Source organism: Dactylosporangium sp. NPDC049525, assembly GCF_040676755.1.
Taxonomy (GTDB): Bacteria; Actinomycetota; Actinomycetes; order Mycobacteriales; family Micromonosporaceae; genus Dactylosporangium.
Genome location: NZ_JBFAPO010000001.1, coordinates 348,744 through 371,771 on the forward strand (window position 1 = coordinate 348,744; position 23,028 = coordinate 371,771).

The window sequence follows — 23,028 nt, forward strand, 5'->3', positions numbered from 1 at the left end:
GCCGCGCCCCCCCCCGGGGGGCTCCACCGGCCCCGGGCCCCCGGCCGGCCCCGGGTGGGGGGGGGGGGGGGGGGGGGGTGGGGGGGGGGGGCAGTCAGCTTTCAGCCGACGAAGAACTCGGGGCCGGTCGGCGGCAGCGCGGGGACGGCGCCCTGGGCGGCGGCCCGGCGGGCGAACTCGCGGATCCCCGCGACCTGCCGCTCGCCGAGTGAGAAGTCCAGCACCCGGAAGTAGTGCGCGAGGGTCGACGCCGACAGCGTCTCCCAGCGGGCCGCGGCCTCGGCGACCTCGTCCAGCTCCGTCAGGCAGAGGTCCTTGGACCGCAGGAACGCCTCATGGACGTCCTTGACCAGGCCGGGGTGGGCCTCGGCGAAGGACCGCCGGACACCCCACGCGGCGAAGACCATCGGCAGGCCGGTCCAGTCGCGCCAGGCCTGGCCGAGGTCGGTGACGATCCAGCCCTGCTGCGGTGCGTCGTGCAGAGCGCGCAGCGCCACGTCGCCGATGATGACGGCGGCGTCCGCCTCGTCAAGCATGCGGGCCAGGTCGGGCGGGCTCTGGAAGTAGGTGGGCGTGACGCCGACCTTCGTCTCCAGGTACATCTGAGCGAGCAGGACGCCGGTGCGCGACGTGGCGCCGAGCGCGACGCGACGCCCGGACAGCGACGACAGCGGCACGGTCGACACGAGGTTGACCGACAGGACCGGCCCGTCGCTGCCGACCGCGATGTCCGGAAGGAGCAGCAGGTCGTCGGCGTTGCGCAGGTATTCGACGAGGGAGATCGGCCCGACGTCGAGGTCGCCGGCGACCAGGGCGGCGTTGAGCCGTTCGGGGGAATCCTTGTGCAGGTCGACGTCGATCAACGCACCCGAGCGCATCAGGCCCCAGTAGAGCGGCAGGCAGTTCAGGAACTGGATATGGCCGACGCGGGGCCGCTGCAGTGCAGGCACACCGGCAATGGTGCCCCAGAGCGAGCCGTTCAAGCGGGCGGGGCGGCCATTGTCACAGCGCGTACCCTCGTGGGGGTGCGACGCCCCCTCGCAATGCTGGCCTGTGCCATCGTCTTGGCAGGATGCAGCACGCCCACCGGACAGAAGCCCCAAAACGCCCAGCAGCAGGCCGCGGCGACGGACGACGCCACGCAGAGCGCAGGCCCGAGCCCCAGCGCGAGTCCCAGCGCCGGCGGGCCGCTGTTCACGCCGACGCAGCCGGTGACGATGAACGTCAAGGGCTTCTGGTCGTGGGCGTTCTACGATCTGAAGGAAGACAAGTTGTACGGGTCGACGCCGTACACGACGAGCGACACCGCGAGCATGGCGAAGGCGTGGGTGGCCGCGGACTGGCTGCGGCGGCAGGGCGAGCAGAACAAGCAGCCCGCGGCCGCCGCGCTGACCGAGCTGTCACGGATGATCCGCGACTCCGAGACGGAGAACACGTTCAAGTACCACGTACAGAACGGCAACCTGACCTCGATCAAGCGGATGGTCACGACCTGCGGGCTCACCGAGACCAAGGGGACGCAGAACTCGTGGAGCCTGACGCAGATGTCGGCGCGGGACGTGGCGCGGCTGGCCAAGTGCATCGGGGACGGCCGGGCGGCGGGGCCGAAGTGGACCGGCTGGCTGCTCAACGAGATGCGCAACGTGCGCGGCCCGGGGCGGTTCGGGCCGATCGAGGTGCTGCCGGCGGACGTGCAGAAGACGACCGCGATCAAGAACGGCTGGCTGGCCCGCGACGACGGTCAGTGGCACATCGCGTGCATGGCCGTCGGCGACGGGTGGACGATCGGGATCATGGCGCACTACCCGAGCACGCTGGGGAAGGACTACGGGACGAAGACGTGCCGGGAAGTGACGAAGCAGCTGCTGACCCAGCCGCCGCACTGACCCGCCACATCCAGCCACCGAAGGCCGCCACGGCGACGAGCCCGGCGACGCCGCAACCGATGACGATGTGCCGCGGCTCGAACCGGCTGACCAGGACGCCACCGGCGGCGTAGCCGATCAGGTTGGCGGCGTTGACCACGGCGCCGAAGCGGGCGAAGAACGCTCCGCGGACCGCGGCCGGGACGCGCCTGGCGGCGATGACGCCGAGGAAGTTGTTCTCCGCACCGTTCACGGCGCCACCGAGCAGCCACAGCGGGTAGAGCAGCAGCACCGCGCCGACGAAGCCGGACGCCAGCACGACGAGCGCGGTCGCCAGGTGCATCAGGACCAGGGCGCGGCCGAGCGCGCCGTCGCCGCGGGCCCGGGCCGCCGCGAGCCATCCGCCGGCCAGCATGCCACCCGTCCACGCGGCCTCGACCAGCCCGAACTCGGCCGGGCTGCCGCCGAGCGTCTCCCGGATGTAGAAGACCCCAACGACCATGTCGACATTGATCGCGAGCACGATCGCCCCGACCAGGCACACCATCGCCAGCAGAAATCTGTCGTCGCGGATCTTCCACGGTGTACGAGCAGCGCCGGGCACCGCGACCGCCGCCTTCCGGCGGGTGTGCAGCAGCAGCCCCGCGGCGACCACGGCCAGGTAGGTGGCGGCGTCGATCAGCAGCGGGACCCGCAGCCCGAACGCGCCGACCAGCACGCCGGCGAGGGCCGGGCCGGTGAGCGAGCCGATGGAGTTGGCGGTCTGCCCGATCGCCATCGCCCGGCCGACGCCGTCGGGGCCGGCCATGTCGGGCAGCAGCGCGTTGAACGTGGGCGTCGTGATCGCCACCCCGGCGGCGAGCAGCCCGACCAGCAGGATCAGCAGCCAGGTGCTGGTGGTCAGTGCCATCGCGGCGCAGCAGGCGGCCTGCCCGAGCCCGACGGCGGTGAGCAGCACCCGGCTGTCGACGCGGTCGACGAGCCGCCCGACGAGCGGGGCGAGCGCGACGACCGGCACCACGGACGCGATGAGCACCGCGGCGATGGCCGGCCCGCCGGCCCCACGCTCCTGCAGCGCCAGCACGATCGCGGTCGCGGCCATGAAGTCCCCGAGGAACGAGACACCCCGCGCGACCGCGAGCAGGTACACATCACGAGCAGATGTGAAGGACATGCTTCGAAAATAATCCTTCACATCTACTGATCGCTAGAGGCTGCCCTAAGTGCGGGGAAAGGTCCGGTACGTCACGTTGACCTGGCGGGACCCCTCGGGCGGGTCGGGGCGGCGCGACCGTGCGTACCGGTCGAACAACGCGAGCACCTGGTCGTTGAGCTCCCGCAGCTCGTCCGCGGTGACCTGGATCTGCATGTCGGCCGAGGTCGCGGCCGTGTACCACTCGTAGGGCTCCGCGTCGCGACGGGCCAGCCACGACCGCGCCCGGGCGTCCTCGATCTCCAGGAACATCGTCGACAGCTCACGGTCCGCGGCCCGCTCCGCCGCCCCGCCGTCCGGGCCGCTCTCGATGTTGAGCCCCTGCAGCTGGCTGCGCCAGACCCGCTCCCGCCCGTCGCCGCGGCTCGGCGCCTGCTCGATGAGGTTGACCTTCGCCAGCTCCCGCAGGTGGTAGCTGGTCGCGCTGGGCGACAGCCCGCAGACCTCGGCGAGCTCGGTCGCCGTCGCGGGCTCGCCCCCGTCGAAGAGCCGATCGAGGATCGCGATCCTCGCCGGATGCGCCAGCGCGCGCATCGTCGCCGCGTCACGGATCTGCGCACGGTTCGGATCGAGCCGGACCGGGATCTCATCAGCCACGAGACCAGCGTATTCGGCACGCCCTTTCGACATCCGATCCGTGACCCTTCGGATGATCTAAGGTCAGACCTTTTTCCTTATGGTGAGTGATCATTTGCCTTGAGGCTCCGCGAGAGGAGCATTCGGTGCGAGTACGTGGCTACGCCCCCGCGACACCGTGCTGGACGGTGCTGACCAGCGGCGATCCCGGAACTTCCGCGGACTTCTACGGTGGCCTGTTCGGCTGGGCGACGGCCGCGGCCGACGACGGGACCACCACCTTCCTGCTGCGCGACCTGGCCGTCTCCGGGCTGGCCGCGGCACCCGGCCGCCCTTCGGCGTGGCTGACCTACGTGTCCACCGAGGACATCGAGGCGACCGCCGGCCGGGTCGGCGACGCCGGCGGCGCCGTGCTCCTCCCGCCGACGCCGGCCGGCACCCGCGGGCACACCGCCCTGTTCGCCGACGCCACGGGCGCGGTCTTCGGCGCGTGGCAGCGCGGCACGTTCGCCGGCACCCAGGTCGCCAACGAGGCGAACACGATCTGCTGGAGCGAGGTCGTCACCCCCGACGTCGCCGCCGCGGTGAGCTTCTACGGCAAGGTCTTCGGCTGGACCGAACGCGCCGGCTCGGCGGGCGCCCACCAGGAGTATCACGAGTGGGTCGCCACGAACCGGGTGGTCGGCGGCATGAGCCCGATGGGCGCGATGTATCCGCCCGGGACCCCCGCGCACTGGCGCACGATCATCCTGGTCGACGACTGCGCCGCGACCGCGGCCCGCGCGGCCGAGCTGGGCGGCCGGCTGGTCGCGGGTCCGGTCGACGCCGGCATCGGCCAGGGCGCGTTCCTGCTGGACCCGACCGGCGCCGCGTTCCTCGCCTTCGAACTGATCCCGGAGCTCCGCGACACGCTGGGCTGACCGCGCCGCGCTACCCGTCCGCCGCGGTGAGCCGGGCGCGGAGGGCGGCGGCGAGGTCTCCCGCGGCGGTGAGCTGGTCCGGGGTGAGTGCGTCGACGAACAGCTCACGGATGGCGCGCAGGTGCGGCACCGTGGCGCCGCGGAAGGCCGTGGCGCCGGCCTGGGCCAGCACGACGTCGGCTCCCCTGTTGTCGGTGGCGCACTCCTCACGGTGGATCAGGCCCCGCTTCTCCATGCGGGCGAGGTGGTGCGACAGGCGGCTGCGCTCCCAGCCGATGCCCGCGGCCAGCTCCGAGGAGCGCATCCGGCGGTCAGCGGCCTCGCTCAGCGCCAGCAGTACCGCATAATCGCCGGGCGACAGCGACGTCTCGCTCTGCAACCGGGACGTCAGCTCTGACCGGAGCGCGTCGGCGGTCTCGATGAAGTCGCGCCAGATCCGCAGCTCGTCGGCGGTCGGCAGCTGGCGCCCCCGCCGCGGCCGCGGTGTGTCCTCCGTCATCACGCCTCCAATTGACGTGTCAATCATACGGTGCACATAATTGACACGTCAATTACCGGGGATCCCGGGCAGGAGGAGACATGACGACCTTCCAGCTGGGTCTGAACTCGTTCGGCGAGGTGGCCACCGACGGTGACCGCGTCCTGAGCGACGCCGAGACCCTGCGACTGCTGGTCGAGGAGGCGCGGCTCGCGGAGTCGGTCGGCCTCGACGTGTTCAGCGTGGGCGAGCACTACCGTGCCGGCCACAACGACTCGGCGACGCCCGTGCTGCTCGCGGCGATCGCCACGGCGACCGAGCGGATCGGGCTCGGCACGTCGGTCACGGTGCTCAGCACCAATGACCCCGTGCGGCTCTACCACGAGTTCTCGACGCTGGACGCGGTGTCGACCGGGCGGGCGCAGCTCGTCCTCGGCCGCGCGTCGGCGACCGAGTCGTTCCCGCTGTTCGGCTACGACCTGGCCGACTACGAGCAGCTGTTCGAGGAGAAGCTCGACCTCTTCGTCCGGCTGCAGCGGGAGGACGCGGTCACCTGGTCGGGCACCGTCCGCGCCCCGCTCGTCGAGCAGCGGCTGCACCCCCGGATGCGACCGGGCGGCATCCCGACCTGGATCGGCGTCGGCGGCAGCCCGAACTCGGTGGTCCGCGCCGCCCGGTATGGCCTGCCGCTCATGCTCGCCATCATCGGCGGCCGGCCGCAGCGCTTCGCGGGCCACGTCGAGCTGTACCACCGCGCGCTGGAGCAGTTCGGGCACCCCGCCCTGCCGGTCGGGCAGCACTCCCTCGGCCTGGTCGCCGACACCGACGAGGAGGCCACGGAGATCTGGTGGCGGCACTGGCAGCCGGTGGTGGCCGCGCTCGCGCGCGAACGCGGTTTCTACGCGCCGACCCGGGAGCGGTACGAGGCGGAGATCGAGCACGGCGCGCTGTTCGTCGGTTCGCCCGAGACCGTCGCCCGCAAGATCGCCGCGACTGCCCGCGACCTGCACCTGGACCGCTTCGACCTCAAGTACGACGTCATGCACCTGCCCCGCCAGGCCCGCGCCCGCACGATCGAACTGCTCGGTCGCGAGGTCGCCCCGCGGGTCCGGGAACTGCTCACGATGGAGCCCAGCCATGTCTGATCTCGTGTTCGGCCTCGACACCTTCGGCGACGTGCCGTCGGACGACGCCGGCCAACCGGTCTCCTACGCCGCCGCGATCCGGCAGGTCGTGGACGAGGCGGTGCTGGCCGACCAGCTCGGCGTCGACGTCATCGCCCTCGGCGAGCACCATCGCCCGGAGTACTCCGTGTCGACGCCGGAGACCGTGCTCGCCGGCATCGCCACCCGGACGTCGCGCATCCGGCTCGCGTCCGGCGTGACCGTCCTCAGCTCGGACGACCCGGTCCGGGTGTTCCAGCGCTTCGCCACGGTCGACGCGCTGTCGCACGGCCGGGCCGAGGTCATCCTCGGGCGCGGCTCGTTCACCGAGTCGTTCCCGCTGTTCGGCTACGACCTGAGCGACTACGACGTGCTGTTCGAGGAGAAGATCGAGCTGTTCGCCAAGCTGCTCGAGGAACGCCCGGTCACCTGGAGCGGCACCGTGCGCCCCCCGCTCGTGGACGCCGATGTCTTCCCGAAGACCGAGTCGGGCCACCTCAGCACCTGGGTCGGCGTCGGCGGCTCGCCGCAGTCGGTCGTGCGCACCGCCCGGTACGGCCTGCCGCTCATGCTCGCCGTCATCGGCGGCCGGCCGGCGCGCTTCGGCCCGTACATCGACCTGTACCGGCGCGCCGCCGAGCAGCTGGGCACGACCGCGCATCCCGTCGGCATGCACTCGCCGGGCTTCGTCGCCGACACCGACGAGGAGGCGAAGGAGATCTTCTGGCCGCACTACCGGGTCATCCGCGACCGGATCGGCGCGCTGCGCGGCTGGCCACCGATCCGGCGCGAGGAGTTCGACGCCGAGGTCTCACATGGTTCCCTGTACATCGGCGCACCGGAGACCGTCGCCCGCAAGATCGCCCAGACGGCCGGCAGCCTCGACATCGGCCGCTTCGACCTCATCTACACCGCAGGCGCCCAGCCGATCAGCGCCCGGCTGCGCGCCGTCGAGCTCTACGGCTCGAAGGTCATCCCCATGGTGAAGGACCTGCTGTCATGACCGTCATCGGAATTCTCGGCGCGGGCAAGGTGGGCACGGTGCTCGCCCGGCTCGCCGTGGCCGCCGGCCACCGGGTGCTCATCGCCGGCTCCGGCGACCCGTCGGACATCGCGCTCACCGTCGAGGTGCTCACCCCCGGAGCGGTCGCCACCACCGCCCACGACGCCGCCACCCGCGCCGACGTGGTCATCCTCGCGCTGCCACTCGGCAAGTACCGCAGCATCCCGGCGGACGCGCTGCGCGGCAAACTCGTCATCGACGCCATGAACTACTGGTGGGAGGTCGACGGCACCCGCCCCGACCTCACCGACCCACGCACGTCCTCCAGCGAGATCGTCCAGGCGTTCCTGCCCGGGTCCCACCTGGTCAAGGCGTTCAACCACCTCGGCTATCACGACCTCGAAGAACGAGCCAAGCCGTCCGGTACCGCCGGGCGCACGGCCATCGTGATCGCCGGCGACGACGTCGACGACCTCGCGACCGTCTCCGCGCTCATCGACGCGCTCGGTTTCGATCCGGTCGTCGCCGGCCCGCTCGCCGAGGGCGTCCGCTTCGCACCGGGCGCCGAACTCTTCGGCGCCGCCGTCACCGCCACCGAGGTCCGCGCAATGCTCGCCCGCTACACGCCCGCGTTCAGCAGATCCACGTAGCCGCTGACCAGCTCCTTGCGGCAGGTCGGCGGCGGCTCATGACCGGGCGGGTGTGAGGGTGCGGTACGGGGTGAGGCGGCCTCAGCGGCTGAGTACGCGGATGAGCCATCGGGGTGCGTGTACGGCCATCCGGCCGGACCGCTGGGTTGCGCCGGCGCCGGCCTGCGAATCGAGCAGTTCACCAGCCGGCAGGGCGCGACCCGGCCCGGCTCGATCGAGACGCTGCTCGCCATCGAACTGCTGCCACTGGCCGACACGGTCACCCCGGAGCTCCACGACCGCATCACCGTGGACTGCCGCGACGCGCTGCGGCCCTTCACGGCGCCAGACGGGTCCGTGGCCGCACCTGTCGAGGTGCACCTCGTCGTCGCCCGCACGACCGTCCGGCCCGAACACGCAGCCTCAGGCCAGCACGCATACAGCCATCCGGGCTCATCGGACCGCGACGCGCCCGGCGGCGGTGGGTCGGGTGCATGAGGCCGGGCGGATCGCCATGGGTGCTGCGAAAAGTTCTGAAGACGAGGCGGACGTCCGGGACAGGTGATATGCGGGTGCCTGCGGGTAGGGACGGCTGGGCTGATGCGGGCGAGGTACACAGGAAGGGGGCCGACATGATCGGGACGATTTTGTGGGCCATTATCGGCGGCGCCATTATCGGGGTTCTTGCGCGACTGATCCTGCCCGGCAGGCAAAACATATCAGTCTTGCTGACCGTCGTGGTCGGCATTGTCGCTGCCCTGATCGGGGGGCTTATTGCCACCTGGCTCGGGGTCGGGAAGACCTCAGGCGTCGACTGGATCCGGCACGGCATCCAGATCGTGCTTGCGGTCATCGGTGTCTACATCGCCGCCCTGGCGACGAGTGGGCACGGGCGGTCTGCCGGCAGCAGTCGCATGTAACGAGGCATCGGTCAACAGCTGGCGTTCATCGGGTAGGTCTCGGGGAATGACATTCAGCCACCGACGACGAGAGGAATCCCGCCATGAGCAAAATTGTGGACAAGGCCAAGGAGCTGCTGGGCAAGCACGAAGACAAGGTCGACAGCGGGTTGGACAAGGCTGGTGAGCAGGCCGACCGGCGCACCGACCAGAAGTACACCGGGCACATCGACAAGGGTGTGCAGGCAGCGAAGGATCACACCGGGGAAGGCGAGACCAACAGGTAGCGCATCCCCAGCCTCGGAACTGGCTGTCCCGAGCAAGGCATCGACGCCCGCCATGAACGGTGGGCGTCGATGCTGATGCCGCGCGCTAATTGCCGTACGTGATGACCATCGGGGCCGGCTGGAGCGCCATGACCTGCTCCGGGGTCATCAGCTTGTGCTTGGACTCCAGCTGATAAAAGATCTTGAACCCGCCGTACCTGAAGTTCTGGAACCGCTGCATGCCCTGGGCGACCCATTTGGTGTACTGCTCGGTCTTCACCTCGATGTCGCCGGCCCAGCCGCCCACCGAGTCGACGTGGATCACCACGTCCACGCGGCTGTCGTTGAGCAGGTTGCGCTTGTCGGCGATGATTGCCGCGCCCGGGCTGAAGGGGTTGGCCAGGTCGTCGCCGTCCGGCCGGTACTGGTGGATCATGAACATCTTGCGCGGCACCTTGTATTCCGCCGGCATCTGCGCGACCGCGCTGATGAGCGGGTTGAGGTCGGCGGCGCGCACGTTGGACAGGTTGACGCCCGGCACGCCGTTGTGCCGCGGGAACATCCACTCCGGGTCGACGGCGACGTGCACGAACGGCAGCTTGAGGTAGGGCCGGAAGAAGTTCAGCTCGGTCATCGGGTCGGACCAGCCGAAGTTGAGGTCCAGAAACAGCACCAGGTTGTTCTTCCGGCAGAATTCGACGTACCTGTCGATCGTCGGCGCATCCACATGGTGGCTGTAGGTGCCGGCCGGCCCTGGCCTTCTGTCCGGCACGCTGACGACGAGATCGATCCCGGCCAGCACCGGGTGCGCCGGGTCGAGCTGCTGATATGCCGCCGCCTGCTGCTTGAGCCGGGCGAGCATCGGCTCGGTGAGCTCGTGCGCCGGACCGGTGACGGCCGCGTCGGGCACCGCGTAGAAGGCGACGATGCGGTTCTGTGGCAATGCCGCACCGGCGTCGGGATTGAAGGGCGGTGACGGTGACGCGGTGGGCGTGGGAACCGGCGCCGAGTTGGCCGGGGTCTTATCGGCATCGGCATTCATGACATAGCTGGTAATCGACACGATCATGACGAGCGCGAGCACTGCCGGCACAATCATGATCTGCCGGTACAGGCGGCGCCGCTTCGGCGCCTGGGTATGCGGTGGCGAATCGTTCATGGAACAGGTGTCCTTCGTTTCTGGAGTCGCACGCGGATCGCAGCCCTGCGAGTCCAACCGCGCGTCCGCTCCAGTCCGGCCGGCCCACCTGAGATGCAGGCGCCGACTCCCCGTTACGCACCGCACCAAACCACCGGCATACGGTGACCGTGGCTTCACCCTAAAACTGGGCGCCGTATGATTTCACGAGCGAGTCGGGTCGCCCGGTTTGTCGACGACCACCGCCGCGGTGTATTCCATGCTCCCGGAATACTTCACCCTGACGGGGGTGGGGGCGCGGGACGCGCATTTGCCCGTATCTCGCCATACCCCTCGGCGGCCGTTTGTTCATTCGACGGACTTCACCCGGGTGATAGGGCATTGAATGCCTTGCGACCTTGCGACCGCCTAAAGCAAAGTCGACCCCGCAACCATCATGCATTCGCGTCCGTCGTGCCGCCGTCCCGTCCTGGGTCGACGTTGAGCAGTCACGCGGACCAGCGGGCCCCTTGTACCTGAGGGTGTTGCCCGCACAAAACCCGGAAGGCAATCCAGTCGTGCGTTTCAGCCTGACTGACGAAATGATAGACGTCCATAGTGACGCACCCCAACCCGACCAGAAGATCGATGGCGAGCCCACTGCCGTCGTCCGCGCATTCCCGATGCAGCGCTCCCGCCACGACCGACCCACCGCGAAGATCGTCGCCCTGGTTCCCGCCTACAACGAATCCGCGACCATCGCCGACACCATCCGAGCGCTGCGACGGCAATGGTCCCCGCCGATCGACCGGATCGTTGTCGTGCCGAACAACTGCACCGACGACACCGCCCAGATCGCCGCCGCCGCGGGCGCCGACGTGCACGAGTTCCCCGGTCACAACCCCCACAGGAAGGCCGGCGCGCTGAACTGGGCCATCAGCAACCTGCTGCCCGGCCTCGCCGACGACGACTTCCTGCTCGTCACCGACGCGGACAGCGTCCTGCACCCGGACTTCACCCAGCACGCCGTCAGAGCACTGACCCGCCCCCGCGCCGGACACCGCTGGCGGCGACCCGTCGGCGCCGCCTGTGCCAGCTTCCACACGTCGCGCAGCGGCACCACCCTGCTCGATCGGTTGCAGCGCAACGAGTACGCCCGGTTCGCGCGGCAGGTTGCCCGGCGCATGGACAAGGCGCTCGTGCTGTCCGGTGTCGCCACCCTGATCCAGGTTCGCGTGATCCGGGACGTGCTCATCGCCCGCGGTCAGGGCCGGCTCCCCGGCTACCGCGGTGAGCTGTACCACCGCGACACCGCCACCGAGGACATCGAGTTGACGTTCGCGGTCCGGGCGCTCGGCTACCGACCGATGGCGCCGTCGAAGGCGACCGCGATCACCGAGTCGATGCCGACCTGGAAGGCGCTGAAGGATCAGCGGATCCGCTGGCAGCGGGGCATGCTCGACAGCCTCCGCCTGTACGGGATGAACCGGCGCACCTTCGGCACCTGGGCTCGCCAGGTCGCGATCTACACGGGGTCGCTGCTGGTGCCTGCGTATCTCGCGTTTCTGGCCTTGTTCCTCGCCGTGACGGGCAGCCTGCCGTTCGACGCGCGATGGCTGCCGTTGACGGGTCTTTTCTTTGTCGAGCGGGTCTGGACGGTCCGAACGGGTCGTCCCGGTGACATCGCGTTGGCGGCGTCGATGCTGCCCGAATGGCTGTTTGAACAATGGCGCGCCGGTGTGTATTGGCTGGCGGCGTGGAAGACGGTTCGCGGTGCTGACCGTGAATGGATCAATCACTGAGGAGGAGTGCACATGTACGGAGGAAGTGTTGCCGGTGGGGCCGGCGCCGGCGTTGCGACGCTGCCGGTGACCGGCCTGGCGATCGGTTGGCAGTTGGTGCTTGCCGCCACGTTGATCATGGGTGGATTTGCGCTGATCCGGTTGTCGCCCCGGGTCTGGCGGCATCGCTGAGGGTCGCTGTCGTCGGCGCGGGCAGGTGCTCGGTGCTCATGAACAACAACGGTGGTTGATCGGATACGTCGGTCAACCACCGTTGCGCCCAGGCCTCGTCACCCGTAGCGGGTGAGTTCGAGGGTGAATTCACACGTTCACCCTCTGCATTCTCATCACTACATGTTGATGGCCGTTACGTTCGGCGTCATGCGACCCGGGGTGGAGTGGACGGCCCGGCAAATGACCTGTCCCGATGCGGCGGATGCGGGCACGGTCGGGCCGGAGATCGACGAAGAGCCGCTCCTGATTCGTCCTTACGTCCGCCATCTCGAACACCAGCACGCACCGCGTGCGGCCGAAGAGCCCATGGGCGATGCACCGACCCCCGCCGGCCAATCCGAGTACGACGGCCGGCACGTGAGGACGCCCACCGATATCCGCCTGACCCACGCGGGCGCAGCAGTCGGCATGGCTTCCGCGCCGGCTACCCATCGGGTCAATCGTGTCCGATGGCACTTCCTTGCTGTCGGCTCGGCCGTGCTGGTGCTCACGCTGGGCGCCACCGCGCTTGCGCTGAGCGTCGGCGATCGACCTGCGGCTCCCGCTCCGGGCGCGGTCGGGACCACAACGCCGGGTGGTGGTCACTTCCGGACCGCTGCCGTGCCGGTCCCACCAGCGTCGCCGGCGTCGGACACGCCGCCAACGGCGGGAGCGTCGTCCGGCTCCGGGGAGCCGTCTCCGCCCGGGGCGTCAACCAACCCCCCACCGAGCGGTAGCACCGCGCTCATCGGCCAGCCCGCCCTGTCCCCTCCGAGTGAGGGTGGAGGCGGGTCCAGCACCGGCCGGATCACCAGCGTCTCCGGGCTGTGCCTTGATGGCAACGCGGGCCCGAACGGCGACGGGATCCGGAGGTGGGATTGCAACGGCACCTCCGGCCAGGCATGGACCGTGGCGGACGGCGGCACCATTCAGGCCCTTGGTCGATGCCTGCAAGCATCGGGTGACCAGGTCCGTCTGCAGAGCTGCGATGGCGGACCGGCCCAGCAGTGGCGGTCAGGACCCGCGGGCTCGCTGATCAGCCAGGCATCGGGGCTGTGTCTCGGCGGTCCGGGCGACGCGGACAGCAGGGCCCCGCAGCGGATGGCGGCCTGCAACCAGTCCGACGCGCAACGATGGATCTTGCTCTAACCGTACTACGTGTAACGCAGCGGGCACGTAGAGCGCTACTTCGGGAGTAGCACACTTCCGAAGTGGCATCGGCGTCGGCGCGAACAGCGCCGATTGGCGCTCCCGGCGACGTTGGGCGGACCCGATGGCATCTCGGCCGCCCTCGCCGTCCTAAACCCCGCCGATGAGGTGCACCGATGCGTACCGCATTAAGCCTGGCCTGCGAAACACCGCCCGATCTCGCGGCCACCATGCAACTGCAGCTCCCTGCCCTGGCCTGGAGCATGGCCGGGGCCGGCGTATGGCAACGCACCTTCCACCTGCACGGGCAGGGTATCCGGGTACAGGTCGAGGCCGACCGTGGCGGGCTGCAGTTCTCCTTCCGGACCAGCACGGAAGAAGACCTGTTGCGCGACCTGCTGACCGCCACGTTCCGAAACGGTGACCAGGTCGGTGCCATGGCCCTCACAGGTCACCCGGCATTGCGCACGCTGCGCCGGCACCACCAGGGCATGATCCTGATGGCCGGCTCGCCGTTCGAGACGCTCGTGCTGGCCGTCCTGGCCCAGACCCGACCCGCTGAGGCCGTACGGAAGGTGTTCCCCCGGCTCGCCGCCGAATGCGGTGGACTCACCCCTCGCCGGCTTTCCGCCCTGCCGTTGCCCAGACTGACCCAGTTGGTCAGACCGCTCGGCGCGGTCAAGGCCTCCCGCCTGCACGCCACCGCGGCGATCCTCACCAGGCGAGGCACGACGGCATTCGACCGGCTGATCGCCGGCTCCGACTCCCAGGCACTGAACTACCTGCTGCCGTCGTTGCCCGGGGTCGGCACGCACACCGCCGCCATCGTGATGACGATCGTCAACGACGTGCCGGACACGATGCCGATCGACCTGCACCTCATGCGGGTCGCCTACCGGCTCGGTCTCACCGACCACAACGGCGGCCTCACCAAAACGGGCTGCCGCCGGGTCGCCGCGGACCTGCTCGCCTACGGCCCGGACCTGGCGCGCGTTCACCCACTGATCCAGCAGGTCGCCCACGACACCTGCACCGCGGACGCCCCGGACTGCCGGCGCTGCTTCCTCGCCGAGTCCTGCCGCCACGCGGCCCGTACCGCGTGAGGCGACCGGGTACATCGGCAAGGCACCCTGGACGACGGTCCGCGTGGTCGAGACCAACCAGAGCTACGAGTTCAGCGCCACCATCCCGTCGGCGCAGTCCGGGTTCTGGCGGGCCAGCTTCACCAGCCGGCCCGACTTCTACCAGACCGCGGTGAGCACCAAGATCAAGGTCGTCTGACCAGCTCGACCCGGCCGGGCACCGGGAGCGCTGACCACGTTCCTGGTGCCTGGCTCTTCTTGATCCGCCCCCGCAACCCCACGGCGCGGGCCGAATTCGGTGGAGTCCGCCTGCGTCAGCGCGTAACGTGGTGGGCCGCTTGACGGCCGCGGTGAGGTAGGCACCGCAGCGGACGTCACTACGCGCCGGGTCAACCCGGATACGCGAGCGAGCAGCAGCTGAGATTCCCCTGAAGGAAATCAACGTGCCCGCACTGGAAGACGAGCTCGCCGCCGAGCGAGCGCATCTGGAAGCCTCACGCAAGGCGCTGCGCCGGATGAGAGAGCACGCCGAGGATCTGTTCTCCACCGGCGACCAGGTAGCCGGCGACCCGTTCGCCGCGGAGACGCTCGGCCGGCACCTGGCCCGGCGGATCGCCGAACTCGCCGACAACCCCGACACGCCGCTCTTCTTCGGCAAGCTGCACATCGAGGAGGACGAGCACGACGAAGGTGGCCGGTTCCACGTCGGCCGGCGGCACGTGACCGACGTGGCCGGGGAGCCCATGGTCCTGGACTGGCGGGCGCCGATCTCCCGGAAGTTCTACCAGGCCAGCGTCAAGGACCCCCAAGGCGTGGCGAACCGGCGCCGGTTCGGGTTCGTCAAGGGCGAGCTGACCAGCTTCGAAGACGAACACCTCCAGCAGGGCGAGGAGCTCGGCACCAGCCGGATCCTCCTCGAGGAGATCGAACGGCCGCGCGTCGGACCGATGCGCGACATCGTCGCCACCATCCAGCCCGAGCAGGACGAGCTCGTGCGCGCCGAGCTGGACGAGTCGATCTGCGTGCAGGGCGCGCCCGGCACCGGGAAGACCGCCGTGGGGCTGCACCGGGCGGCGTACCTGCTGTATCTGCACCGCGAGCGGCTGCGCCGTTCGGGAGTGCTGATCGTGGGGCCGAACAGCGCGTTCCTGAGCTACATCGCCAGCGTGCTGCCGGCGCTCGGCGAGATCGAGGTGCAGCAGTCCACGATCGACGGGCTGCTCGGTACCCCGGTGAAGGCCGTCGACACAGAGGCCGCGACCGAGGTGAAGCACGACCCGAGAATGGCGGCGGTGCTCGCGCGGCGGCTCAACGGCAAGATCCAGCGGCCGGAGGCGCCGCTGACCGTGTCCGACGGGTCCTACCGGTGGCGGGTGTCGACGGAGGCGCTGCGGCGGGTCGTCGACGACGTGCGGCGGGAGGCACCGCCGTACGGGCTGGGCCGGGAGCGGGTCCGGGCGCGGATCGTGTCGCTGCTGATGCGGCAGTCGGAGGCGCGGCGCGGTGACTCGCCGAGCGAGGGGTGGCAGCGGCGGATGGGCCGGTCGCAGCCGGTGCTCGAGGTGCTGGATCACGTGTGGCCGGCGGTCACCCCGGAGCAGCTGGTGTTCGAGGTGCTCAGCGACCCGGCCGACGAGCTGCTCGAGCCGCACGAGCAGGCGGCGATCGCCTGGGCGAAGCCGCCGAAGACCGCGAAGTCGGCCCGGTGGACCTTGGCGGATGCGGTGCTGATCGACGAGGCGGCCGGACTGATCGACCGGGCGCCGTCGTTCGGCCACGTGGTGCTGGACGAGGCGCAGGACCTGTCGCCGATGCAGGCGCGGGTGATCGCGCGCCGCTCCGAGCACGGCTCGATCACGCTGCTCGGCGACCTCGCGCAGGGCACGGCGCCGTGGGCGGCCCGGGAGTGGCGGACGCTGCTCGGGCACCTCGGCAAGCCCGCCGCGCGGGTGGTGCCGCTGACCGTCGGGTTCCGCGTGCCGGCCGCGGTCGTGGAGCTGGCCAACCGGCTGCTGCCCGCGCTGGGCGTCGACGTTCCGGAGGCACGGTCGTTGCGGACCGACGGGGCGCTGACGATCGGCGCCTTTTCGTTGGCGGATGCGGTACGGCGAGCGCTCGCATTCGAAGGTTCCATCGGCGTGATCGCGGCTGACGCGACGGTGCCGCTGATCGTCGCGGCCGGGATCGAGCACGAGCGGGTCACGGTGCTGCCGGCGAGCCTCGCCAAGGGCCTCGAGTACGACCACGTCATCGTCGTCGAGCCGGCCGACATTGTGGACGCCGAGCCGCGCGGACTCAATCGACTGTTCGTGGTTTTGACGCGGGCCGTCTCGCGGCTGGACGTCCTGCACGAACGTCCACTTCCCGCACCACTAGATAGGGTTTCGTGATCACTGTCCGGATGTCACTATCTCGAAACAGCTCGAGTGGGAGCGCAGCGAGCATGGGGGGTGTGGGGTGGGAACCCCCCACCGAACCGCAGGCAAAGCCGCCGGAGCTAGGAACAGTCTGACAACCGGAGGGACGCGGGATGCGAGTAAGGGGTTACGCACCGGGTACGCCGTGCTGGGCCGAGGTCGCTAGCCCCGACCCGGTGGCGGCGCGTGCGTTCTACGGCGGCCTCTTCGGCTGGCAGTTCAACGACGACGGGCACTTCACCCTCAACGGCCGCGCCGTGGCCGGCCTGCGCACCGCCGCCGCGGGTGGGCCGGCCGCCTGGCTGATCTCGATCGCCACCGACGATCCGGCCGGCACCGCGGAGGCGGTCCGGCGGGCCGGCGGGACCGTGAAAGTGCCCCCGACCAGCGTGCGGGACCTCGGCACCCTCTCGGTCGTCGCCGACGCCGGCGGCGCGGTCTTCGGCACCTGGCAGCGCAGCCGGTTCGGTGGCGCGCAGGTGTCGTTCGAGCCCGGTGCGATCTGCTGGTACGAGCTGGCGTCCCACGACCTGGCCCGCACCGGCGCCTTCTACGGCGAGGTGTTCGGCTGGCACCCCGTGGAGACGGAGAACATCGAGCCGTATTTCGAGCTGCACCACCACAACGACGCCGTCGGCGGGCTGCTGCCGATCGACGAGCGGTTCCCCGCCGGCCTGCCGGAGCACTGGACGGTGTGCTTCATGGTCGAGGACGCCGTCACGGCGTGTGAGCGGGTGGCAGAGCTGGGCGGCACGGTCGCGCGCAAACCGATGGCGTCATCGGCGGGTTGGTACGCCCGTGCCGCCGACCCGTCCGGTGCTCATTTCGCACTCATCGAGATTTCCGACGAATACGGCTTTTAAGACTTCGTGACCGTGACGTTGTCGACGGCGGCCTCGACCAGGCTGGCGCCGGCGGCGTCGGTCGCCTCGATCAGTAGTTGGATCGTCTTACCCGCGTAGGGCGTCAGGCTGGCGCTGGCCTCGGCCCAGGCGGCGTCGCGGTCGCTCGCGGCGCCGGCCTTGGTGAAGACCGCGGTCTTCACGCCGTCGTGCAGCACACTGACCTTGAACAGGTCATTGGCGGACGCGTTCGCCGCGTGCGCGAAGTACCAGGACCAGTCGAGGGTCAGCGTGCCGGCGGCCGGCAGCGGGATCGACGGTGACCGTATGCCGGTGGTGCCGCCGTCGACGTCGTAGGTGCCCGCGGCCGAGCCGGCCTTGCGGCCGGTGACCAGGTCGTTGTCGCCGTTGACGGCGGCGCCGAGCTGCTTCGGGCCGTTCTGGGTGGTCGCCTCCGGGTTGCCGCGCTCCCAGAGTCCGCTGGTCGCGGTGCCCTTCACGACCGTCCAACCCTTGGCGCTCTCGAAGTCGTCGGACCAGACCGTGCCGCCGGCGGCGGCCCCGCAGTACTGCGCCTGCTTGCCGATGATCCGGTACACGCAGTCGGCGAACTCGGCGAGTTGCAGGCTCGCCTCCTTGTTGCGGCTGGTCTGCGCCGTGATCACGCTCGCGGGCGGGTAGAAGCCGTTGCCGCTGGGGTTGGGGCCGGGGTACATCTCGAACGTGTAGGCGAAGATGCCCTGCGTCGCCCACAGCCAGTCGATGATCGAGCCGTCGGTGATGTACAGGTCGCTGGACTGCTCCGGGGTGTAGCCGTTGGAGTTCGCCATCCGGGTGCCGAGGCTCTTGAACGCCGCCTGCTGGTCGGCGTTCAGCCCGGTCGCGGTGTCGGCCGGCGTGTAGCCGAACGGCCAGAGGATCAGCTCCGAGAACGTGTGGAAGTCGATGCTGGCCTTGATCTGCTGCACGCCGTTGACGCGCCGGCTGAGCACGAAGTCCCGCAGGCGCTGGATCTCCGGCGCGGAGAACGCCGACGGGCCGTGGTAGGTCTCCGACGACGGGTTGTCCGACGAGCCGCCGCAGCAGGCGAACCGGAAGCTCCAGTTGCGGTTCAGGTCCGTGCCGACGCTGCTCGAGCCCGCGTTGGGCTGCCGGTTCTTCCGCCAGTTGCGGTACGAGCCGGTGGCCACGTCGTATTCGCCGCCGTCAGGGTTCAGGTCGGGCACGATCCACAGCTCACGGCCGTCGACCAGCTTCGTGATGCGGGAGTCCTTGCCGTAGCCGTCGGTGTAGAGCTTCACCAGGTACAGCGCCATCTCGACGGTGAGGTGCTCGCGGGCGTGCTGGTGGGCGCCGTAGAGGACTTCCGGCTCGTCCTCGTCCACCGCGACGTTGTCCGAGATCTTGATGAGCGGCAGGTCGCGGCCCTCATAGGATGTGCCGAGGCTGGTCTTGCGGATGATCGCCGGGTGGGCGGCGACCGCTTGGTCGAGCTCGGCGAGCATCTCCGCGTAGTTGTGGTAGCCCTTGTCGGCGGCCGGGAAGTCCTCGCTGCGCCGCTCGGCGACGAGGAAGCCCTGGTCGCGGAGCTTGCGCACCTCGGACGGCAGCGCGGTGATCTCGGCGCGGCTGTGCTCGATCGCGTCGATGGCGGCGCCGCTGCGGGCGAGCCGGTTGCGGTCGTCCAGGGTCCGCACGCCCTCGACCACATACTGGCCGGACCGCTCCGCGGGCGCGGCACCGGCCGGGTTGACCCCGACGAGCACCAGCAGTCCTACACCGGCGAGCGTGAGCGATACCGAAAGCCTGCGGCCCATCGAGCCTCCTTGGGTGGTCTGCACCATCCAAGGCTTAATTGCTATTAGTCCGCTTTGGTGGCGCTTTCACCCCCATCATCATCCCCGTTGAGCGCGGCGCGCAGTCGTTCGCGCTTTTCGGTGCGGCGCTGGGCGGCGCCGACCGCCTGCACGGAGGCCTCCTCGCGGAGCCCCCGCAACAGGAAGAAGGCCAGCGCGGCGGAGACCACCAAGGAGATCATCAGCTTGAGCAGCGGGCTGACGTCGAGGGGGACGGCGAGCATCGCCGCGGCCACGAGAACAAAGAGGCCCACCCGGGCAAGCGTGTACTTCAACAGCGCAGACATGGTCTGGCCAGGATATCTCCGCCCACGCCCAGCACGCACAGCCGCCCGCCGCTCGAGCTTTTCGGATCCCGCCGCCGGGCTACGCCCAGACCTGCTGCGGTTCGGCGCGGCGCTCGGCGAGCGGGGTGGGCCGGTCGTATTCGCGGACGACCTCGTAGCGGGTGTTGCGCTCGACGGGCTGGAAGCCGGCGTCCCAGATCAGGTGGAGCAGGTCCTCGCGGTGCATGGTGTTGGGCGTGCCGTAGCTGTCGGCGTCGTGGGTGATCTTGTACTCGACGACCGAGCCGTCGAGGTCGTCGACGCCGAAGTTGAGGGAGAGCTGGGCGACGGACAGGCCGTGCATGACCCAGAAGCACTTGACGTGGGGCACGTTGTCGAACATCAGCCGGGACACGGCGAAGGTCTTGAGCGACTCCGCGGGCGAGGCCATCTTCGTGCGGGCCTGCAGCCGGTTGCGGACCTTGCCGTCGGCGGAGTCGACGAAGTCGTGCTGGTAGCGCAGCGGGATGAAGACCGTGAAGCCGCCCGTCTCGTCCTGGAGCTCACGCAGGCGCATGACGTGGTCGACCCGGTGGCGGGGCTCCTCGATGTGGCCGTAGAGCATCGTCGACGGGGTGCGCAGGCCCTTGCTGTGGGCGAGGCGGTGGATCCGCGACCAGTCCTCCCAGTGGGTGGCGTGGTCGACGATGTGCTGGCGGACCTCCCAGTCGAAGATCTCCGCGCCGCCGCCGGTGAGGGACTCGAGGCCGGCGTCCATGAGCTCGTCGAAGATCTCGTCGGCGGGCAGGCCGCTGATCTTCTCGAACCACTGGATCTCGGTCGCGGTGAACGCCTTCAACTTGACGTTGGGCAGCGCGGCCTTCAGCTCGCGGAGTACCTTCGGGTAGTACTTCCACGGCAGCGTGGGGTGCAGGCCGTTGACGATGTGCAGCTCCGTGAGCTGCTCGTCTTCCATCTCCTTGGCCTTGGCGACCGCCTCGTGGATGCGCATCGTGTATGCGTCCTTCTCGCCGGGCTTGCGCTGAAATGAGCAATATGCGCAGCTGGCGGAACAGACGTTGGTGAGGTTGAGGTGCCGGTTGACGTTGAACATCACCCGATCGCCGTTGAGCTCGGTGCGCTTGTGGTGCGCCAGCTTGCCGAGCCAGACAAGGTCGTCACTCTCATACAGCGCGACGCCGTCTTCCCTGCTCAGCCGCTCGCCGGCGATGACCTTGGCCTCGAGTTCACGCTTCACACCTGCATCCACGTCGCCAGCGTACGTCGGCTCGGACCGGACCTCACCGGCCCCCGCGTTAGTGCGGCATTCATCTCTCCGGGAGCAGACTGACATTGATCAGCTCTCGCGCTGATTGCTTCCGTGAGGTAAACAAAAGTGGGCAGAAACACGGTCGGGCGGCAGACCGACTGATCGATCGAACTTGATCGACCATTGGCGGGGCTTACCGACTGGGGACGGTGGCATGGACGGACTGGTATTGAGGGCGGCGAGTTATCCCGGCGACAGCTGGGTCCCGCCTGCCGAAGCTGAGACATCCGCGCAGGTCGCGGCGATGATCCCGCGGCAGCGGGGCAAGCACAGGCGTGGGCCGATGTTCGTCGCGGCCGTCGTCTGCACGTTGTTGTGCTCGCTGATCCCGCGGCCGGCGTACGCCGATCCGGCCGGCACGATCCCCGACACCGGCTCGCGGCCGATCGCGTCCGGCACGCTGCTCATGCCCGGGCAGAGCGGCACGGCCGCACCGGCGGCCGTCGGCGGGAGCACCGCCACGCTGCGCGGCCCGCTCGCGACGCAGCTCGCCTCGCTCGAGGTCACCGTCAGCACATTGGGGCAGAAACGGCTCCAAGCGCAGATCAACCTGGAGACGGCGCAGGCCGCGGCCACCGACGCCCAGGACAAGCTGCGCGCCGCCACCGCCCAGGTCGCGGAGCTGCGCAGCCGGGCGGACTCGGCCGCCGCCGAGGCGTACAAGCGGGCGACCGGCCTCGGCCCGCTCGACGGGTATGCGCACGACCTGCACCAGTTCGGGCTGCTCGCGCCGGGCCTCGGTCAGCAGCCGGGCAGCCAGCAGGACGCCCGTGACCTGCTGCGCGCCGAGCAGGAGGAGACGGCCGCCAAGCAGCAGTATCAGCTGGCGCAGTCGGCGTACCTGAGCGCGCAGGGTGTCTATGCGCCGATCGACGCCGAGTTCCAGACGCAGAACGCGGCCTATGTGAAGCTCAAGGCCGACAACGAGCAGGCCGTGCTGCAGATCTCCGCGCAGGAGGAGGCGGCCGAGCAGAGCCGCGGCACCACGGTGGCCAATGTGCCGATCGACGGCATGGTGGCCAACCCGAAGGCCATCCAGGCGCTGAACTTCGCCCTCGGCAAGATCGGCAGCTGGTACGTGTGGGGCGATGAAGGCCCGAACACCTTCGACTGCTCAGGGCTGGCGTACTGGTCCTACGGGCAGGTCGGGGTTCGCGTGCCACGGGTCGCCAACGACATGTACCACGGCACCCCCGCGATCCAGGCGACCAAGGTCAGCCTCGGCGACCGGCTGCTCCCCGGCGACCTGGTGTTCTTCGCCAGCGACTCCAGCGACTGGCGTTCGATCTACCACATGGGCATCTACGTCGGCGGCGGCAAGATGGTCCACGCGCCGACCACCGGCGAGAAGGTGAAGATCGGGCAGGTCAAGTGGTCGCGCTTCTTCGGCGCGACGCGGATCTTCCCGGCCGTGGCGGCACCGGGCTCGACGGCAACGAGCTCCGCCCCGCCGTCGTCGTCCGCGCCGCCCTCGTCGTCGGCACCGCCGTCGTCGTCCGCGCCGCCGTCATCCTCTGCACCACCTTCTTCGTCCGCGCCGCCGTCATCTTCGGCACCACCGTCCTCGTCGGCACCGCCCTCCTCGTCGGCACCGCCTCCCGAGCCGGAGCCCACGGAGGAGGAGACGACGCAGGCGCCGCCGAGCAACCCGGCGAGCTCCGCGGCCGCACCGGACAAGTCGGCGGTCGTGAAGACGACCAGCGGCGCGAGCACCACGGCGCAGGCCACGGCGTCCGCGGCGGGCAACTGAACTTCGGCACCTCGGACCGGCTCACGGATCTCGTGGGCCGGTCCGCTTGTTTCCGGATGATCTTCGTCCGGTTCGTGATCCAAAACCCGACGCAGTCCGGTCCAGCGTTCCGTGACTCGATGTGGCACCGTGGAGCCGTGACTGGCGGAGGGGGCACGCCGGGAACGCGGTGACGCCCAGGCAGGGCACGGTCATGGAGGGCAGCAATGGACG

At 69.8% G+C, this 23,028-nt stretch carries 23 protein-coding genes; 15 read left to right on the forward strand and 8 right to left on the reverse strand.

Features of this window, described 5'->3' with window-relative positions; translation table 11 throughout:
• Positions 1-101: 101 nt before the first annotated feature.
• Positions 102-950, reverse strand: coding sequence for a menaquinone biosynthesis protein (locus AB0K00_RS01505; RefSeq protein ID WP_363513510.1), 849 nt, complete (start codon positions 948-950; stop codon positions 102-104).
• A 75-nt stretch (positions 951-1,025) separates the two neighbouring features.
• Here AB0K00_RS01505 and AB0K00_RS01510 point away from each other — a divergent pair, with 75 nt between their 5' ends.
• Entirely contained in the window at positions 1,026-1,886 is an 861-nt protein-coding gene (locus tag AB0K00_RS01510; protein ID WP_363513513.1) for a hypothetical protein, read from the forward strand.
• Here AB0K00_RS01510 and AB0K00_RS01515 read toward each other — a convergent pair.
• Positions 1,792-3,039: an MFS transporter gene (locus tag AB0K00_RS01515; RefSeq protein ID WP_363513516.1), complete on the reverse strand. Its 1,248-nt coding sequence runs from the start codon at positions 3,037-3,039 to the stop codon at positions 1,792-1,794. The genes AB0K00_RS01510 and AB0K00_RS01515 overlap by 95 nt on opposite strands.
• A gap of 45 nt (positions 3,040-3,084) precedes the next feature.
• Positions 3,085-3,675 (reverse strand): metalloregulator ArsR/SmtB family transcription factor, encoded by a 591-nt coding sequence (locus tag AB0K00_RS01520; RefSeq protein ID WP_363513519.1) that lies wholly within the window; start codon positions 3,673-3,675, stop codon positions 3,085-3,087.
• 125 nt (positions 3,676-3,800) lie between these two features.
• Between AB0K00_RS01520 and AB0K00_RS01525 the strand changes: the two genes are divergently transcribed.
• Positions 3,801-4,574, forward strand: a complete 774-nt coding sequence (locus AB0K00_RS01525; protein ID WP_363513522.1) for a VOC family protein — start codon at positions 3,801-3,803, stop codon at positions 4,572-4,574.
• Between the two features lie 10 nt (positions 4,575-4,584).
• On the opposite strand, the gene AB0K00_RS01530 is transcribed toward AB0K00_RS01525, so the two are convergent.
• Positions 4,585-5,073: a MarR family transcriptional regulator gene (locus AB0K00_RS01530; protein WP_363513525.1), complete on the reverse strand. Its 489-nt coding sequence runs from the start codon at positions 5,071-5,073 to the stop codon at positions 4,585-4,587.
• Between the two features lie 80 nt (positions 5,074-5,153).
• Between AB0K00_RS01530 and AB0K00_RS01535 the strand changes: the two genes are divergently transcribed.
• The 6 genes from AB0K00_RS01535 to AB0K00_RS01560 all read left to right on the forward strand — a co-directional run bounded on the left by AB0K00_RS01535 (position 5,154) and on the right by AB0K00_RS01560 (position 9,033).
• A complete protein-coding gene (locus AB0K00_RS01535; protein WP_363513528.1) occupies positions 5,154-6,197 on the forward strand; it encodes an LLM class flavin-dependent oxidoreductase in 1,044 nt (347 codons plus the stop codon).
• Positions 6,190-7,218, forward strand: a complete 1,029-nt coding sequence (locus tag AB0K00_RS01540) for an LLM class flavin-dependent oxidoreductase (RefSeq protein ID WP_363513531.1) — start codon at positions 6,190-6,192, stop codon at positions 7,216-7,218. The genes AB0K00_RS01535 and AB0K00_RS01540 overlap by 8 nt, the downstream gene beginning before the upstream one ends.
• Positions 7,215-7,868 (forward strand): NADPH-dependent F420 reductase, encoded by a 654-nt coding sequence (locus AB0K00_RS01545; RefSeq protein WP_363513534.1) that lies wholly within the window; start codon positions 7,215-7,217, stop codon positions 7,866-7,868. Before AB0K00_RS01540 ends, AB0K00_RS01545 begins: the two co-directional genes overlap by 4 nt.
• Positions 7,869-7,985: 117 nt before the next feature.
• The gene (locus AB0K00_RS01550) at positions 7,986-8,345 is read left to right on the forward strand and encodes a hypothetical protein (protein ID WP_363513537.1); all 360 of its coding nucleotides are present in this window, start codon (positions 7,986-7,988) and stop codon (positions 8,343-8,345) included.
• 134 nt (positions 8,346-8,479) lie between these two features.
• Positions 8,480-8,767, forward strand: a complete 288-nt coding sequence (locus AB0K00_RS01555) for a GlsB/YeaQ/YmgE family stress response membrane protein (protein ID WP_363513540.1) — start codon at positions 8,480-8,482, stop codon at positions 8,765-8,767.
• Between the two features lie 83 nt (positions 8,768-8,850).
• On the forward strand, positions 8,851-9,033 hold the full coding sequence (locus AB0K00_RS01560) for an antitoxin (RefSeq protein ID WP_363513543.1): 183 nt from the start codon (positions 8,851-8,853) through the stop codon (positions 9,031-9,033).
• 85 nt (positions 9,034-9,118) lie between these two features.
• Here AB0K00_RS01560 and AB0K00_RS01565 read toward each other — a convergent pair whose 3' ends face one another.
• Positions 9,119-10,228 carry a hypothetical protein gene (locus AB0K00_RS01565; RefSeq protein ID WP_363513546.1) on the reverse strand — a complete coding sequence of 370 codons (1,110 nt, stop codon included), beginning with the start codon at positions 10,226-10,228 and terminating at the stop codon, positions 9,119-9,121.
• 431 nt (positions 10,229-10,659) lie between these two features.
• On the opposite strand from AB0K00_RS01565, the gene AB0K00_RS01570 reads away from it, so the two are divergent.
• The 6 genes from AB0K00_RS01570 to AB0K00_RS01595 all read left to right on the forward strand — a co-directional run bounded on the left by AB0K00_RS01570 (position 10,660) and on the right by AB0K00_RS01595 (position 17,634).
• Positions 10,660-11,931, forward strand: coding sequence for a glycosyltransferase family 2 protein (locus AB0K00_RS01570; protein WP_363513549.1), 1,272 nt, complete (start codon positions 10,660-10,662; stop codon positions 11,929-11,931).
• A 333-nt stretch (positions 11,932-12,264) separates the two neighbouring features.
• Positions 12,265-13,272: a ricin-type beta-trefoil lectin domain protein gene (locus tag AB0K00_RS01575; protein WP_363513552.1), complete on the forward strand. Its 1,008-nt coding sequence runs from the start codon at positions 12,265-12,267 to the stop codon at positions 13,270-13,272.
• Between the two features lie 176 nt (positions 13,273-13,448).
• Positions 13,449-14,375, forward strand: coding sequence for a hypothetical protein (locus AB0K00_RS01580; RefSeq protein WP_363513555.1), 927 nt, complete (start codon positions 13,449-13,451; stop codon positions 14,373-14,375).
• 43 nt (positions 14,376-14,418) lie between these two features.
• Positions 14,419-14,553 (forward strand): hypothetical protein, encoded by a 135-nt coding sequence (locus AB0K00_RS01585; protein WP_363513558.1) that lies wholly within the window; start codon positions 14,419-14,421, stop codon positions 14,551-14,553.
• Positions 14,554-14,791: 238 nt separating this feature from the next.
• Positions 14,792-16,744 (forward strand): AAA family ATPase, encoded by a 1,953-nt coding sequence (locus AB0K00_RS01590; RefSeq protein ID WP_363514984.1) that lies wholly within the window; start codon positions 14,792-14,794, stop codon positions 16,742-16,744.
• Positions 16,745-16,884: 140 nt separating this feature from the next.
• Positions 16,885-17,634, forward strand: coding sequence for a VOC family protein (locus tag AB0K00_RS01595; RefSeq protein WP_363513561.1), 750 nt, complete (start codon positions 16,885-16,887; stop codon positions 17,632-17,634).
• Here the strand turns inward: AB0K00_RS01595 and AB0K00_RS01600 are convergent.
• The 3 genes from AB0K00_RS01600 to mqnE all read right to left on the reverse strand — a co-directional run bounded on the left by AB0K00_RS01600 (position 17,631) and on the right by mqnE (position 21,005).
• A complete protein-coding gene (locus AB0K00_RS01600; protein ID WP_363513564.1) occupies positions 17,631-19,430 on the reverse strand; it encodes a M14 family zinc carboxypeptidase in 1,800 nt (599 codons plus the stop codon). The genes AB0K00_RS01595 and AB0K00_RS01600 overlap by 4 nt on opposite strands.
• Before the next feature lie 44 nt (positions 19,431-19,474).
• Positions 19,475-19,756 carry a DUF4229 domain-containing protein gene (locus AB0K00_RS01605; protein ID WP_363513567.1) on the reverse strand — a complete coding sequence of 94 codons (282 nt, stop codon included), beginning with the start codon at positions 19,754-19,756 and terminating at the stop codon, positions 19,475-19,477.
• A 79-nt stretch (positions 19,757-19,835) separates the two neighbouring features.
• The gene (gene mqnE / locus AB0K00_RS01610) at positions 19,836-21,005 is read right to left on the reverse strand and encodes an aminofutalosine synthase MqnE (RefSeq protein ID WP_363513570.1); all 1,170 of its coding nucleotides are present in this window, start codon (positions 21,003-21,005) and stop codon (positions 19,836-19,838) included.
• A gap of 304 nt (positions 21,006-21,309) precedes the next feature.
• On the opposite strand from mqnE, the gene AB0K00_RS01615 reads away from it, so the two are divergent.
• Complete coding sequence (locus AB0K00_RS01615; protein ID WP_363513573.1) at positions 21,310-22,815, forward strand: C40 family peptidase; 1,506 nt, start codon at positions 21,310-21,312, stop codon at positions 22,813-22,815.
• Positions 22,816-23,028 lie beyond the last annotated feature (213 nt).